The sequence below is a fragment of the Yersinia sp. 2542 StPb PI genome, assembly GCF_048593855.1.
GTDB lineage: Bacteria > Pseudomonadota > Gammaproteobacteria > Enterobacterales > Enterobacteriaceae > Yersinia > Yersinia enterocolitica_E.
Genome location: NZ_JAZGQA010000097.1, coordinates 1 through 16,908, shown reverse-complemented (window position 1 = coordinate 16,908; position 16,908 = coordinate 1). Strand labels below are relative to the sequence as shown.

The following is a 16,908-nucleotide window of genomic DNA, read 5'->3' as shown; positions in this document are numbered from 1 at the left end:
GATTATTCTTAGTCCTGTCGGGGTGAAAAATAACCATGAAATCCAGCCTTAAATTTCCAGCCGGAAGGCATTACCCGATAAGAATCCAAGAGTGACGCTACGTTAGCGTTGATGTGAACGAAGTGAGATTGGTAAGGGGAAGGGTAATGACACAACAGTTAGTTGGCACGGAGTTAGTTTTTACGCAGCATTTTAATGCTGCTGAGCGGCAAGTTTTGCCAGATGAGGCCATTGAATTTTTGACCGAATTGGTGGTGAAATTCGCTGAGCCGAGGAACAAACTCCTTGCTGCACGGGCATCGTGGCAACAGACCATTGATCAGGGCGCTTTACCTGATTTTATTTCGGAAACCAATTCCATTCGTGATGGTGACTGGAAGATTCAAGGTATTCCTACAGACTTACGTGACCGCAGAGTGGAAATCACCGGGCCGGTTGAGCGCAAGATGGTGATTAATGCCCTCAATGCTAATGTGAAAGTCTTTATGGCCGATTTTGAAGATTCATTAGCACCGAGCTGGGATAAGGTTATCGAGGGTCAAATTAATCTGCACGATGCGGTAAAAGGCACAATTTCTTATGCAAATGAATCTGGCAAAATTTATCAGTTAAAACCTAATCCTGCGGTATTGATTGCTCGGGTTCGTGGCCTGCACTTGCCAGAGAAGCATGTTAAATGGCAAGAGGAAGCTATCCCCGGAGGCTTATTCGATTTCGCGTTGTATTTCTACCATAACTATAAGCAATTACTGGCCAACGGTAGCGGCCCTTATTTCTATTTACCAAAAATGCAATCCTATCAGGAAGCTGCCTGGTGGAGTGATGTTTTCAGCTTTACTGAGCAACGTTTTGATTTGCCACAAGGCACCATCAAAGCCACGGTGTTAATTGAAACATTACCCGCTGTATTCCAGATGGACGAGATCCTCTACCACCTGCGCCATCATATTGTTGCTCTCAATTGTGGCCGTTGGGACTATATCTTTAGTTATATCAAAACGCTGAAGAATCACAGTGATCGTGTATTACCGGATCGTCAGTCAGTGACGATGACGAAACCTTTCCTCAGTGCCTACTCTCGCCTGCTGATCAAGACATGTCATAAGCGTGGTGCGTTGGCGATGGGCGGCATGGCGGCCTTTATCCCGAATAAAGATGCAGAAAAGAATGCTCTGGTACTGGATAAAGTTCGTGCTGACAAAGAGTTGGAAGCCAGCAATGGCCATGACGGTACTTGGGTTGCGCATCCTGGGTTGGCAGATACCGTGATAGAGGTCTTCAACCGTGTATTAGGTTCACGGCCAAATCAGTTAGAGATCACGCGTGAGCAGGATAAGCCAATTACGGCTGCTGAGTTATTGGAGCCTTGCACTGGCGATCGTACTGAAGAAGGGATGCGAGCCAATATTCGGGTGGCAGTGCAATATATTGAGGCATGGATCTCTGGCAATGGGTGCGTACCAATTTATGGCCTGATGGAAGATGCCGCAACAGCAGAGATTTCGCGTACTTCTATTTGGCAATGGATCCATCACCAGAAAAGCTTGAGTAATGGCCAGACGGTGACCAAAGAGCTGTTCCGCAGCATGTTGAGTGAAGAAATGCAGGTAGTGAAGCTTGAGCTTGGCGCAGAGCGCTTTGATGGCGGGCGGTTTGAAGAAGCCGCGCGTCTGATGGAGCGAATTACAACACAAGATGAGCTTATCGACTTCCTGACGCTACCAGGCTATGCATTACTAGCCTAAAACACCCTTCGTACTTGAAGTTGCAGCGGTGTTAGCTACGTTCGCTCACCCGAATCACTTACTTGTGTAAGCTCATCGGGATTCGTTCGCTTGCTGCCTAGCTGCAACTCCAATTACTTTGGATATGACACTCTATTAACCCTACAAGATTGAATAATAAGGAATATCACCATGACTACCTCTCGTACTCAACAAATTCAGCAGTTGGAACAGGAATGGACATCGCCGCGCTGGAAAGGTATCACCCGACCATATAGCGCAGAAGAGGTGATTAAACTGCGCGGTTCAGTGAATCCTGAATGTACGCTGGCGCAGCACGGAGCACACAAACTGTGGGAATTACTGCATGGTGGCGCGCGCAAAGGGTATATCAACTGTCTCGGCGCGTTAACCGGTGGTCAGGCTCTGCAACAAGCGAAAGCCGGTGTTGAGGCAATTTATCTGTCGGGCTGGCAGGTTGCCGCCGATGCGAATACCGCCTCTAGCATGTATCCCGATCAGTCGTTATACCCAGTCGACTCCGTCCCTGCGGTGGTTAAAAGAATTAATAATAGCTTCCGCCGCGCGGATCAGATTCAGTGGTCGAATAATATTGAACCGGGTAGCAAAGGGTATACCGACTATTTCCTGCCGATTGTGGCTGATGCTGAAGCCGGTTTTGGTGGTGTGCTGAATGCTTTTGAATTGATGAAAGCCATGATTGAAGCTGGCGCGGCGGGGGTGCATTTTGAAGACCAACTGGCTGCGGTGAAGAAATGTGGTCATATGGGCGGTAAGGTGTTGGTGCCGACTCAAGAAGCGATTCAAAAATTGGTTGCTGCCCGTTTAGCCGCCGATGTTCTGGGTGTGCCAACCTTGTTGATTGCCCGTACTGATGCTGATGCGGCTGATTTACTGACTTCTGATTGCGATCCATATGACAGTGAATTCGTGACCGGCGAGCGCACAGCCGAAGGCTTCTTCCGCACACATGCCGGTATTGAGCAAGCGATCAGCCGTGGCCTGGCCTATGCCCCTTATGCTGATTTGGTCTGGTGTGAAACCTCTACACCGGACCTGGAACTGGCTAAACGCTTCGCGCAGGCGATTCATGCGAAATTCCCTGGTAAATTATTGGCTTATAACTGCTCGCCATCATTTAACTGGAAAAAGAATCTGACCGACCAGCAGATTGCCAGCTTCCAGGATGATCTGTCGGCGATGGGTTACAAATACCAGTTTATTACCCTGGCAGGCATCCACAGCATGTGGTTCAACATGTTTGATTTAGCCCATGCTTATGCGCAGGGCGAGGGTATGAAGCACTATGTTGAGAAAGTGCAGCAGCCAGAATTTGCATCAGTTGAGCGCGGTTATACCTTTGCATCCCATCAGCAAGAAGTGGGTACGGGCTACTTCGATAAAGTCACCAATATCATTCAGGGTGGCGAATCATCGGTGACGGCATTGACTGGCTCGACGGAAGAACAGCAATTCTAAATGCGGTTTGATTGAACGCGTGTCTTTCAGGAGCCTGCATATGCAGGCTCTGTTCCGTATGGCGGGGGTGAGTATGGCGGTAAAACTGGAACGATTAATCGCTCAGACAATCTTGCAGGGCTTCGATGCACAATATGGTCGCTTTCTAGAGGTCACTGCCAGCGCTCAGCACCGTTTTGAGCAGGCGGACTGGCATGCCGTTCAGCAGGCGATGAAGAAGCGTATTCACCTCTATGACCACCATGTCGGTCTGGTGGTTGAGCAACTAAAGCACATCACCGATCAGCGCTGTTTTGATGCAGAATTTCTGGCACGGGTAAAAGAGATCTACACCGAGTTGTTGCCGGATTACCCGCGTTTTGAAATTGCGGAGAGTTTTTTTAATTCTGTTTACTGTCGGTTGTTTAAGCACCGTGATTTAACGCCGGATAAGCTGTTTGTTTTCAGCTCGCAACCGGAGCGGCGCTTTCGTGAGATCCCGCGCCCGTTAGCGCGCGATTTTTCCCCAAAAGGGGATCTGAGTGGCATGTTGCAGATGGTTCTTAGTGATTTGCCGCTGCGTTTGCCGTGGGAAGATCTGCCGCGTGATATCGGCTATATCACAGAGGCTCTTCGGCAAGCATTCCCTGATGAGCAACTGATAGGCGCACGTTTTCAAATCGCTAATGAACTGTTTTATCGCAATAAAGCGGCTTGGTTAGTCGGTAAATTGCGTTTGGCTGAGGGGGTTTATCCCTTCCTGCTCCCCATCCATCACAATGAATCTGGCGCCCTATTTATTGATACTTGCCTCACCGGTAAAGCGGAGGCCAGCATTGTGTTCGGTTTTGCTCGCTCTTACTTTATGGTCTATGCCCCGCTGCCAGCGGCAATGGTGGAATGGCTACGGGAAATATTACCGGGTAAATCGACAGCTGAGCTGTATATGGCAATTGGATGCCAGAAACACGGCAAAACTGAAAGTTATCGTGAATACCTCACCTTTGTTCATCAATCCAGTGAACAGTTTATTATCGCCCCAGGGGTTAAAGGCATGGTGATGCTGGTGTTTACCCTACCGTCATTTGATCGGGTATTTAAGGTAATTAAGGATCAGTTTGCGCCGCAAAAAGAGGTCAGCCAGGCACGAGTTTTAGAGTGCTATCAACTGGTTAAAGAGCATGACCGCGTCGGGCGCATGGCGGATACTCAAGAGTATGAGAATTTTGTTATTGATAAGCAGCGGATAAGCCCAGAGTTACTGGCCGAACTACAACGGGAAGTGCCGGAAAAGTTAGAAGATTTAGGCGACCAAATCATTATTAAGCATCTCTATATGGAACGGCGGATGACGCCATTGAACCTTTATATGGAGCAGGCCAATGATCAGCAACTAAAGGATGCTATCGAGGAGTATGGTAATGCCATTAAGCAGTTGGCTGCGGCAAATATCTTCCCCGGTGATATGTTATTTAAGAACTTTGGTGTGACCCGCCATGGTCGCGTGGTGTTCTACGATTACGATGAAATTTGCTATATGACAGAGGTTAATTTCCGCGATATTCCGCCAGCGCGCTACCCGGAAGATGAGATGGCTAGCGAGCCGTGGTATAGCGTATCGCCCAATGATGTATTCCCTGAAGAGTTTCGTCATTTCTTATGCACTGATCTGAAAATACGGCATTTTTTTGAGGAGATGCACAGCGACCTGTTTCACGCCAGCTATTGGCGTGGGTTGCAGCAGCGTATTAAGGACGGGCATGTGGAGGATGTTTTTGCCTATCGCCGGAAGCAGCGTTTCTCCCAGCGGGCTTTAAATTAACGGCTACTGCGCGTTGTCATTTTAGGATTGGGCAGTGCTCAAAATCCTCACGTACTTCGTGTACGCTCCGGTTTTTCCGCGCTGGCTGCACCTAAACTGACTTAGCTCGCTACGCCTTGATCGGGAATGTAAAGAAACACTGTTGTGAGTAATTAGTTCTCGATTCAGAGAGGTGAGGGCAGGCAGAAGAGTAAAGCGTCCGCGCCAGGACGGCGCGGCTCGAGCCTACAGGGAAGTATTTACGGCGTCTTTACGATCTGCTTGTTCTCACCGAACGACAAAGTTTTAACTAATTAACTCCGATTCCCGCCGCCGTATGATTGAGTTATTTCTTTCGCAGCATGAATAACCAGTGCGCCAAGTTCGGTGACGCGGTCGTCGGTAATGCGTGATACCGGGCCGGAGATAGAGATTGCGGCAAAGGCTTCATGGTGTTCATCGAACAGACAGGCGGCGATACAACGCAAGCCGAGGGCATGTTCTTCATCATCAAATGAATAACCTTGCTTGCGAGTCAGTGCCAGATTCTCTTTCAGGCTGGCTGGATTGGTACGGGTATGTTGGGTATATGCGTGCAGCCCTTTCTTATGTAACAACTGCACTAATTGATCATCTGTCAGAGTAGAGAGAAAGGCTTTACCCGCACCGGAAGCATGCATCGGCAGTTTGCCACCAATGGGGGCTGACATGCGCATTAGCGCAGTACATTGTACTTGATCGATAATAATGGCCTGATAGTCGCTATGGTCGAGCACCGCCAGGTTGACGGTTTCGCCTGATTCATCCATCAAACGGCGTAGCATCGGATGCACCATGGCCAGCAAATTGCGGCTTTGCAGGAAGCTACTGCCAACAATAAAGGCGTGAGCCCCCATGGTCCAAAGCCCTAAATCCCCCACCTGACGGACAAAACCTTGCTGTTGCATGGTTGTCAGCAGGCGATGAGTGGTAGAATTCGGCAATCCCGCCTGTTGTGCTAAATCCGTCAGGGCGACACTGCCTTGTGATTCGGAAATATATTCCAGTAATTTAAGCCCGCGCGTTAATGACTGAACCTGACCGGTTGCAGCAGGGGTGGTTTGTGCAGCTGCCTTGGGTTTTTTCCCCCGTTTAATCGCAATCGGTAACGCCATAAATCCACCTCTCATCTATTTTTATGGAATTCATTTTCGTTTTTCAATTATGCATGCAAACGATAGAAAACGCTCATCCGATGAGTCGGTTTCTCTACCTGAAAAAGTCTCAACTGCTAGCGGACTCATTACATTGATAACTTGTGCTAGGATGACAGATGAATTTTTCAGCATGTCTGATACAAATAAACAACCAAGATACGTCAGATAATGGCAAGGCAACAGGGTAAAGAGGCGACAGACAGTGGTGGACACAGTATTAAACAATAAGGTTAAGCAATTGCATCGGCAACTGGCACAACGGATCTTGGTGCTGGACGGTGGTATGGGCACGATGATCCAGAGCTATCGGCTGGAAGAGGCTGATTATCGTGGAGCGCGCTTTGCTGATTGGCCAAGTGATCTGAAAGGTAACAACGACTTATTGGTGCTATCTAAACCGGAAGTCATTATCGCCATTCACAATGCCTACCTTGAAGCGGGCGCTGATATTCTCGAAACCAATACATTTAACTCCACCACCATTGCGATGGCGGATTATCAGATGGAGTCGCTGTCAGCCGAAATTAACTATGAAGCTGCTCGGTTGGCTCGGATTTGCGCTGATGAATGGACCGCCCGTACCCCAGAGAAGCCGCGCTATGTTGCCGGGGTTCTTGGCCCGACCAACCGTACCGCGTCTATCTCGCCTAAAGTTAATGATCCGGCGTTCCGTAATGTCAGTTTTGATCAGTTGGTTGAGGCTTATCGGGAATCTACCCGTGCCTTGATTGAAGGTGGTGTTGATCTGATTATGATCGAGACGGTCTTCGATACCCTTAATGCGAAAGCGGCTACCTTTGCTGTTGAGTCTGAATTTGAAGCCATGGGTGTGCTGTTGCCGGTGATGATTTCCGGCACCATTACTGATGCCTCGGGCCGGACATTATCAGGCCAAACCACGGAAGCTTTTTATAACTCGCTGCGCCACGTTAAACCGCTCTCTTTTGGCCTGAACTGCGCGTTGGGGCCGGATGAATTACGTCAATATGTGGCGGAGTTATCCCGTATCTCTGAATATTATGTCAGTGCGCACCCGAATGCCGGTTTGCCTAATGCTTTTGGTGAATACGATTTGGAAGCCAAAGAGATGGCCGAGCAGATTGGTGAGTGGGCGCGGGCTGGATTTTTGAATATTGTCGGTGGTTGTTGTGGTACCACACCACGGCATATTGCGGCGATGGTTAAAGCCGTCGCTGGCGTCCCTCCGCGCCGGTTGCCGGATATTGCAGTGGCTTGCCGTCTGGCTGGTCTGGAACCGCTGACTATCGATGCCAACTCGCTATTTGTTAACGTCGGCGAGCGCACCAACGTCACCGGTTCGGCTCGTTTTAAGCGGCTGATAAAAGAAGATAAATATGATGAAGCGCTGGATGTAGCCCGCCAACAGGTTGAAAGCGGCGCGCAGATCATCGATATCAATATGGATGAGGGTATGTTGGACGCAGAAGCCGCGATGGTGCGCTTCCTCAACCTGATTGCCGGTGAGCCAGATATCGCCCGGGTGCCAATCATGATCGACTCCTCTAAGTGGGATGTGATCGAAAAAGGCCTGAAATGTATTCAAGGCAAAGGAATTGTTAACTCTATTTCGATGAAAGAGGGCGAAGCTGCCTTTATCCATCACGCTAAGCTGGTGCGCCGTTATGGTGCGGCCATGGTGGTGATGGCATTTGATGAAACCGGGCAGGCGGATACCCGTGCGCGTAAAATCGAAATCTGCCGCCGCGCTTATAAGATATTGACCGAAACTGTCGGCTTCCCGCCGGAAGACATCATCTTCGATCCCAATATTTTCGCCGTCGCCACCGGGATTGAAGAGCATAACAACTATGCGGTCGACTTTATTGAGGCATGCGCCGATATCAAAGCCGAACTCCCTCATGCCATGATTTCAGGTGGTGTCTCCAACGTCTCCTTCTCATTCCGCGGTAATGATCCGGTGCGTGAGGCGATCCATGCTGTTTTCCTCTATTACGCTATCCGTAATGGCATGGATATGGGGATCGTCAATGCTGGCCAACTGGCTATCTATGATGATCTGTCGGATGAGCTACGTGATGCGGTGGAAGATGTGATCCTTAATCGCCGTAGCGACAGCACTGAGCGGTTGTTGGATCTGGCCGAAAAATATCGCAGCAGCAAAAGTGGTGAAGTGGCGATTCAACAAGCGGAGTGGCGTGGCTGGGATGTAAAAAAACGGCTGGAATATTCACTGGTTAAAGGCATCACTGAGTTCATCGAGCTGGATACCGAAGAAGCCCGTCAGCAGGCTGAGCGGCCAATCGAGGTTATCGAAGGGCCATTGATGGCCGGGATGAATGTGGTTGGTGACCTGTTCGGTGAAGGGAAAATGTTCCTGCCACAAGTGGTAAAATCTGCCCGAGTGATGAAACAGGCAGTAGCCTATCTCGAACCTTATATTGAAGCCAGTAAGCAGAAAGGCACTACCGCGGGCAAAATCCTGCTGGCAACGGTTAAAGGTGATGTGCACGATATCGGCAAAAACATTGTGGGTGTGGTTTTACAGTGTAATAACTATGAGATTATCGATCTGGGTGTGATGGTGCCGACCGAAAAAATCCTGCGCACGGCGCGGGAGGAAAAGGTCGATATTATCGGCTTGTCCGGCCTGATAACCCCGTCGCTGGATGAAATGGTTAACGTTGCCAAAGAGATGGAGCGACAGGGTTTCACCTTGCCGTTATTGATTGGCGGCGCGACCACCTCGAAAGCCCATACCGCGGTTAAAATCGAACAGAACTACAGTGGTTCCACCACTTACGTCTCCAATGCCTCACGCAGCGTTGGCGTGGTCTCAGCGTTGTTATCTGACACACAGCGTGATGATTTCGTAGCAAAAACGCGCAAAGAATATGAAACCGTCCGTATTCAGCATGCGCGTAAAAAACCGCGGACCCCGCCGGTCAGTTTACAGGTCGCGCGGGATAACCAAACCGTAATCGATTGGGAAAATTATACGCCGCCAGTCGCCCATAAATTAGGTGTGCAGCCTGTCGAGGCCAGTATCGAAACTCTGCGCAATTACATCGACTGGACGCCATTCTTTATGACCTGGTCGCTGGCGGGTAAATACCCACGTATTTTGGAAGATGAGGTGGTCGGCGAAGAGGCCAAACGCCTATTTGCCGATGCCAATGAACTGCTGGATAAATTGTCGGCAGAAAACTTGCTGCATCCGAAAGGCGTGGTGGGGATATTCCCGGCTAACAGCGTCGGCGATGATATTGAAATTTATCGCGATGAGCGGCGTGAGGATGTGCTGGTGGTCAGTCATCATCTGCGCCAACAAACCGAGAAGACCGACTTCCCGAACTATTGCCTGGCTGATTATGTCGCACCTAAATCTAGTGGCAAAACTGATTACTACGGAGCATTTGCTGTCACCGGTGGCTTGGAAGAAGATGCCTTGGCCGAGGCTTATGATGCTCAGCATGATGATTACAATAAAATCATGATTAAGGCCTTGTCAGACCGTCTGGCAGAAGCTTTTGCAGAATATCTGCATGAGCGGGTACGTAAGGTATATTGGGGCTTTGCACCGAATGAAAACCTGAGCAACGAAGAATTGGTGCGCGAGAACTATCAAGGGATTCGCCCAGCACCGGGCTATCCGGCTTGCCCTGAACATACTGAAAAAGGCCAAATCTGGCAGTTGCTGGATGTAGAAACTCACACTGGCATGAAGTTGACCGAATCCTACGCCATGTGGCCGGGTGCCTCGGTATCAGGCTGGTATTTCAGCCATCCAGACAGCAAATACTTTGCAGTGGCACAGATTCAGCGTGATCAGGTGGAAGATTACGCTGCCCGTAAGGGGATGCCGATAGCGGAGGTCGAGCGCTGGTTAGCCCCGAACTTGGGTTATGATGCGGACTGATATTTAAGTCAGTTGTTCAGTAAAATGAAAGGAGATAGCCGCGATGACTATCTCCTTTTTTAATGCCCTTTAACCCAGTGGTTTGCGTGCTTTAGCCTCGCGTCACACCTGCTACGGCATTTTTCTGTTCGGAGCCACCATGAGCGCCGAGCAGCGGTGTTTTGCCTTCCATCATCTCACCAATGCCACTACCAATTATCTCGGTAACTTTAGACGATGCATTTACTCTCGCCCCGCCCTGGGTGTGTTTACCGTTGATATCCTGTAATTCCAGACCATTGGTTTGTAAGTTTACATCGCTGTCTCTATTGGATATTTTGCCACCAATAAGTTCAGTTTTACCCGTTACGTTCAAATTAACTGACTGTGTGCCGCTAATGGCTGACTGTTCTTCAACCGCTTTATTTTCAACGACTTCCACTTCAACTTTAGCTTTGCCGTTGCCACCTTTGACTTGTTCATCCTGAACATTACTTTTGATTTTTTTGCCTGCTGCTTTGGCCCCTTTCTGCCACCATTTGTCTTTGGTTTCTACTTCTTCCTTAGACTCGGTCAAGGTGGCTTCACTGCCTTTTTTAGTGTAGCTAACAGGCTGGACATTATCTTCTTTCTTGCTATCAAAGCGGCTTGAGATTTGGTCATACTGCTTTTTGACTTTATCGAATAACTTATTAGATTTAGTGGTCAGGGTTTTTTTCACTTTATCCGAGCCGATTGGCGTCGCATCGGCTACCTGATTAATCATGCTGTCTTGTTTCTCGTTACTGTGATTGAAACTCAAGCCGGTGTTGACGTTGACCTCCTGTCGGACATCTTCACGGCTTTGCACTTTCAAGTTACCGCCGATAGTGCCAGTAATATCATTAGCTTTGAGCATAGCACCCGCCAGAGCCGTGTTTTTGGCACTATTCAGGGCGATATTATTGCTATTGATATGGGTGTTTTGCTGTATGACAGTATCTAACTGTTTAACACCAACATCCAATTCAGCACTGATATTATGAAGTTTTCCGCTGCTTTGTTTATCAACAACACCTTTGTCATCTTTATTGAAAGAGCTGTTTTGATTACCATTGGCTCCGACAGTAAAGTTCCAGTTATCCCTATGCTCTTTGTCTTGGGCCGACTCCAGCAAGATACCGCCATTATCAGCCGTTAGTGTGGTTTTTTGGCTGGTAATATTGGTATTTTGCATATGGATGGCTTGGTTATCGTGACTGCCCGCTTTAACCGTTACCATACCATTACTATTGATAATGGTGCCCTGATGCTTGAGTGCTGATTCATCTTTGTCAGCAACTTTGACTTCAGCTCCCGCACTGATTCCTTTGTTATTTTTATCTGTCCCAGAACTTTGACTGATACCGGCGTTGGCGCTGGCTGACCAGGTGATATCCTGTTTGGATCCTTGTGATTGTGCGGCCAGCACATCAACTTTGCCGCCAGCTATCAACTGAACATCACCCGTTGCTTTGTCTTTACTGCCAAATGCTGTGCCTGTCAGGGTTAAGTCTTTCCCTGCATTCAGTTCAACACCTTGCTGACCTTGTAATTGGCTGACCTGAGCAACTGAGGTGCTGCTTTGCCCCTTACTGTTGCCACCACCTAAACCAGCACCAAAGTTTTTACTGCCGACGTTAGTGCCAAGATTAGCTTTAGCGTTAGCCTCAACATTATTATGGCTTTCGCTAGTATGGTTGGTGACCTGATCAAAACGAATATCTCCGCCCGCATTAACTGCGATTTTGCCATCCCCTGCATTCATATTGGTGCCTTGATAGGTCGCATCTTGTTTCACGTTGATATTGATGCCATTGGCGGCGTTCATACTACCAACTTGCGCGATATCACCTTTGACATGCTGATCTTTCGAGCCGCCTTTACCTTTGCCATCCAGAGTAATATCTTTTCCGGTAGAGGTGTAAACGCGAATACCCGCCTCGCCAGAGGTTTCGGTAACATGTCGGTCAGAACGATTAACGGCGGCTTCTGAGGTATGGCTCGCAGCATCCAGAGTAATGCCACCTTTATCGGCTTGATATTTTGTCCCCTGATCTTTAACTTCTCCTGCGGCATTGAGCGCGATGTTACCGCCTTTAATTGATGTCACCACCGATTGGCTACTATTGAGGTTGGTTTCTTTAGTTCCGCCTTTAGCATAGAGGTCTAACCCGGCATTGGGACCACCCACTTCGCCGACTGACTCAATCATGCCTCCCAAATCAAGCTCTTGTGCTTTATTGACTACCCCTTCAATTGGGCGGGTGACTTCGCCATAAGCAATATTAGCCTCATAACCGACATCAACCTTGGTAGTTTTGGTATGTGTTTTTTCACTGTTCTCGGCGGCCAGATTGTGGATATTATTGCCCTGAGCCTGATAAGCACCGCCGACGTTATGGTCTGTTCCCTGATTGGTGACATCTTTTGTTGCGGTGATATTCAGATTACCCGCCACCTGTGAACCCGAGACCACGGCGGTTGATTTATCACTGCTGGTTTGGGTATCCTCGTAGCCTACGTTTACACCACTGCCGGCTTTATCCATGCCACCGGTGTAGTGGAAATCAACTCCAACACTTTCTTTGGTTTTGTTGCTGGAGAGGCTGTCTTGTGCCGCGACAAACGAGACGTTTTCGCCTTTAATTTCTGCATCACCAGTGGTAGCCGTGATTTTCGAACCCGTGAAAGTGACGTCTTTTTGGGCATCCAGTTTGATGCTGCTACCTTCAAGTGCTGCGCCGTGGTTTTTGATACTGTCAGTTTTTTCGCTCTCACTGGTGTGGTTCAGTTTTAAACCTGCCTGATACTGATTTTTACCATCATCACTGGTGAAACCTGAAATAGTCAGCTTGCTTTTTTGCTCATCTATTTTCTGTTGGGTTTGTGCGGCTTTAACATTGACTTCACCTAGCGTTTCAATACCCAGCTCACCGGCGCTTTTTACCAGGCTGCCAATAACATCAACATTATCTTTACTGATTATTTTTAGATTGGCGTCTGACGCTAATTCACCACCGATAACTGTTTCATCACTATTATTGGCTTTATGAGAGCTGCCGGTGATATTAAAAGCGACCCCAGTACGTTCATCTATTTTTGTGGTAGTGGTACTGATAGCATTGTCAATTTTAATACCACCTTCGCTGGCCTGCACATAACCATCCTGTGTTCCTTTAACCTGGCTACCGGTAATGGAAACACCTTTATTGCCGATAACCAAAATTTTTCCATCAGCCGTTATTTCAGAACGATGGATGGTTTCTGCATTTTTATTGTTATTATTGTGATCAATACCACCCAGACCTAAGTTTTGTTCATTCTTGCCGTTAGTTAACGTAATATCTTTGGTCTTTTTTACACCAATATTGACTTCATTGGCATTGATTAATAAATTACCGCCAGCAGAGGCCTTAACACCATTGCCGGTAATTTTTCCTTCTGCCGTTAAACCCAAATTCCCGTCGGCTTGTAGCGTGGTTTTATTGAGTGTTTGAGTATTTTCTTTATTGTCCCAAGATTTATCCTCTCTCATTTGCACATAGTTATGGCCTTTTCCATATTTTGAACTTTGTTCAATCTGGCCTTTGAGTTGTAAATCTTTTTCCGCTTTGACTGAAAGATTATCGCCTGCCCTTACAGAAGAACTTGATAATTTTATATCCCCTTTGGTTGATTTAAGAAAGATGTTATTCTCCGCAATGATAGTGGTTCCAATAACTGTTTGTTGTTGGTTTTTATTATCTTCAGATTTGCTCCAGTTATGTAGCCCCCACCCACCCTTTTCTGAATAGCCATTGGCCTGTGTATTAGTGAGTTTCTCTGAATCCAGTTGAATATCCCCACCTTGAATAGTGATGTTTTTACCATCAATGATGGCCGCACTAAGATGGTTTTTTTTCTTGGCAATAATCGAAATGTTCGAGCCTTTTATTTTGGTGCGTTTGAGTGTTTGTGTGGTAGAGCCGCCAGCGGAAGATTCAATAATATCGCCTGAGGTAAAAATATCACCGGCGGTGACTGTTATATCATTACCGCTTAAGTTGGCGGGGGTCGGGTTATAATTCAAGTTTGGATCGGAATCAACATCAAGATTCAATCTTCCCGGTGTTGAAATTTCTATCGAGTCACGGGCAGAATACCCACTTGACATATTTACCCCATTACCTTCTGCGGTATTAACTATTCTGATTCTACCAGCCACCATACCGCCAAATATTTTACTGTCGTACGCTGAACCAACATATTTTTGTGATGCGAGTATTTCTCCATCAGTACCCACTTTGTTTTGGCCGAGAATGATATTAATGCCTTCTCTGGAGTCTACAGCTCCCAGCATATTAATACGTGGCGCAATTAAGTCTATTGGCCCAAGTGCTGAAGTATAACCACCTGTTATGTCTAACAAGTTTGTATTGTTGCGGGTGTCAAAGCCTTGTAATTTACCTTGGTCTACTAGTGGGTTACCGACTACCAGTGAGTTTCGGGTAGTATTAATAAAACCGCAGCCATCACAGGTAATTCCATTAGGGTTAGCCAGAATATAGTCAGCAGCCATACCAAAGACTTCCTGCTTGCCTAATAATAATGAAGGATTACGGCTGATAACCTCATTCAGAATAATACTTGCCGCTTGACCATTTAAGTTCTGGTTAGCAGATAATTGTCCGGCAAGTTGTGACTGTCCGGCATTGAGGGAGTTATTAAATACAGCGCCTGCTTTGTTAACGTTAAATTCATTATATTGGTTATGGGACAAACCGGAGGCCGAAGGTTTTACAATATCGACCACCGTAGCGCCATTGACTGAATTAATAGCTGGATTATGAGCAGGATCGCCCGCGCCGACAATACCTGCGGCATAACAGGTAGCGACTGATACTGAAATAATCGCGACTGCCGCCGCCAGCTTTCCTGCCGGGGAGAGCTTGAACTTATTTTGTTTCATTTTTACTTCTCCATTTTTGTCATATTGCTTGGTGTTGATAAAAATTGGCTTGCGCTGGCAGCGGATTAATTAAAAGGAATAAGAGAAGCGCGCCAGAATCTGAGTAGGGTCTTTATTCTCTGTTTTACCGGACAATAAGTGTCCACGGCTGGCTTCAATATCCAGTTTGATATCGCGATAGCTGACGTTGATGCCGGCACTTAAACCCATAGCACTGCTCCAGCCCTGAGGGTTTTGCTGAATACGGCCTACATCTGCTCCTAGCCGCGGGGTTAGGGTGGTATTGCCGAGGGTAAAGTTGCGCGATAAGGTGTTCTGGAGATACCAACCTCTATCCGCCGATAAGGTATTGCGACTAAAGCCGCGAACAGCATTGCTGTCGGTGACGCTCAACCATTCAACGCCTGGCAGACGGTCACGGGTGTATTGGCCATAGAACTGATTGCTAAACAGGTAGAAATCATCAAACAGTTTGAAATATTGATTGGAAGTCACAGCGGCTTTAGCTTTGGTGAATTGGCTGTCCTGATAATTGGCGGTCAAATTCTGAACAGCACCTAACCATGATAATCCCTGCTCGAGGCTGACATTCACATTGAATATGCCAGTGGGCATAATGTGCAGATGATTAATACCTAATTCTAATACTGTCAGTGTTGGGCTGCTGACGGCGATTTTCTGTTCGTTAAAGTAGTTTTCTGCCTGTTTATAGGTTAGTTGTGCACTTAAGCCATTAATTTGGTCTTGGTCGCGATAGAAAACATAATCGGTACGCAAACCATGCTGCTGGGTTTTACCCTGTAGCTCGATGGTATTAAATTGTAATTGCACCGGATAAAGGTATTCGGAATAACTGCCAAAGCCACTGAAGGTTAATGCACCATAAGGCACGGAATAAAACAGTGAATAGGCGCGGCTATGGTTTTTCTGTGGGTTATCGGTGGTACTGCTGATATTTAAGCTGAGAGAATCTGATAACCCTAGGGGGTTATCGAAAGAAAATGCATTACGACTTAACCATTTACCGGTGCTTTTGTTGCCATAATTATCGAGTGATGTTGTCAGATGCCAGGGTTTTGACCGGATATTACTCAACCTGAGAATTGAACCGCCCGGCTCTGTTCCCGGTAAAATATCGACGGTTATTTTATTGGAGGGTAAACGGTTAGCTTGATCGAGTCCTTGGTCAAGTTGTTTAATATTTAATGGTTCCCCGACCATATTGGAGAAAACAGTTTTACCGTTTAATTCTGGGTCAACACTTTCAATGCTCTCAATAAAACCTTCGGTTACATCGAAACCCAATTCGCCCTCTTCATCGGTAGGAATAAACTGGACGCGGGCGGTAATATAACCTTTGTTAAGATAAAGCTGAGTGAGTTCACGAGCCAACAGATTGACATTTTCGCTACCAATACATTGTTCCGGTATTGGGCTTAAGGTCTCTAAATCTGCTTCAGTCAATAAGGTAATACCCTGGATATAGACGCCGCTAATGGGGAGGCATTGCGCACTATCATCTAATTCAGGTGCACTATTTTCGGGCGTTTCTATCTCTGCCTCAGGCTGTTTAGCATGAGGCTGACGACGCTCTTCTATTAAGTGATTAATTTCAGTACTGCTGTTCTGTAGGTTCTGGCGTGATTCATTGATCGGGGAGGGAATATCTATCCCCGGTGTCATGTTTGCGTGAGCGCCCGTGCTCAATAAAAAACATAATGCGGTACGTTTTTTTATCATGATATTTGTGGGGGAATTTTCTGGGTATAACGCGATGAGTGGACCCAGTCCTTTCCGTCCTTGAGTCAAATTTACGGGCAGCACTATTACCGTCCCTAAAGAGTAGAGACGGCGGGCTGAAG

General features: G+C 47.4%; 7 protein-coding genes. 4 read left to right on the top strand and 3 right to left on the bottom strand.

Going from position 1 to position 16,908, the window contains the following annotated elements; genetic code table 11:
• Positions 1 to 146: 146 nt before the first annotated feature.
• The 3 genes from aceB to aceK all read left to right on the top strand — a co-directional run bounded on the left by aceB (position 147) and on the right by aceK (position 5,025).
• Positions 147 to 1,745 carry a malate synthase A gene (aceB, locus tag V1952_RS12985; protein WP_420074868.1) on the top strand — a complete coding sequence of 533 codons (1,599 nt, stop codon included), beginning with the start codon at positions 147 to 149 and terminating at the stop codon, positions 1,743 to 1,745.
• Between the two features lie 171 nt (positions 1,746 to 1,916).
• A complete protein-coding gene (gene aceA / locus V1952_RS12980; RefSeq protein WP_372560360.1) occupies positions 1,917 to 3,224 on the top strand; it encodes an isocitrate lyase in 1,308 nt (435 codons plus the stop codon).
• Between the two features lie 73 nt (positions 3,225 to 3,297).
• Positions 3,298 to 5,025, top strand: a complete 1,728-nt coding sequence (gene aceK, locus V1952_RS12975) for a bifunctional isocitrate dehydrogenase kinase/phosphatase (RefSeq protein WP_420074870.1) — start codon at positions 3,298 to 3,300, stop codon at positions 5,023 to 5,025.
• A gap of 293 nt (positions 5,026 to 5,318) precedes the next feature.
• Here the strand turns inward: aceK and iclR are convergent, their stop codons facing one another.
• The gene (gene iclR, locus V1952_RS12970) at positions 5,319 to 6,158 is read right to left on the bottom strand and encodes a glyoxylate bypass operon transcriptional repressor IclR (RefSeq protein ID WP_372560361.1); all 840 of its coding nucleotides are present in this window, start codon (positions 6,156 to 6,158) and stop codon (positions 5,319 to 5,321) included.
• A gap of 244 nt (positions 6,159 to 6,402) precedes the next feature.
• Between iclR and metH the strand changes: the two genes are divergently transcribed.
• Positions 6,403 to 10,098: a methionine synthase gene (gene metH, locus V1952_RS12965; RefSeq protein ID WP_420074867.1), complete on the top strand. Its 3,696-nt coding sequence runs from the start codon at positions 6,403 to 6,405 to the stop codon at positions 10,096 to 10,098.
• Positions 10,099 to 10,189: 91 nt separating this feature from the next.
• Here the strand turns inward: metH and V1952_RS12960 are convergent, their stop codons facing one another.
• A complete protein-coding gene (locus V1952_RS12960; protein ID WP_420074866.1) occupies positions 10,190 to 15,046 on the bottom strand; it encodes a hemagglutinin repeat-containing protein in 4,857 nt (1,618 codons plus the stop codon).
• 69 nt (positions 15,047 to 15,115) lie between these two features.
• Complete coding sequence (locus tag V1952_RS12955; protein ID WP_420074869.1) at positions 15,116 to 16,786, bottom strand: ShlB/FhaC/HecB family hemolysin secretion/activation protein; 1,671 nt, start codon at positions 16,784 to 16,786, stop codon at positions 15,116 to 15,118.
• Positions 16,787 to 16,908 lie beyond the last annotated feature (122 nt).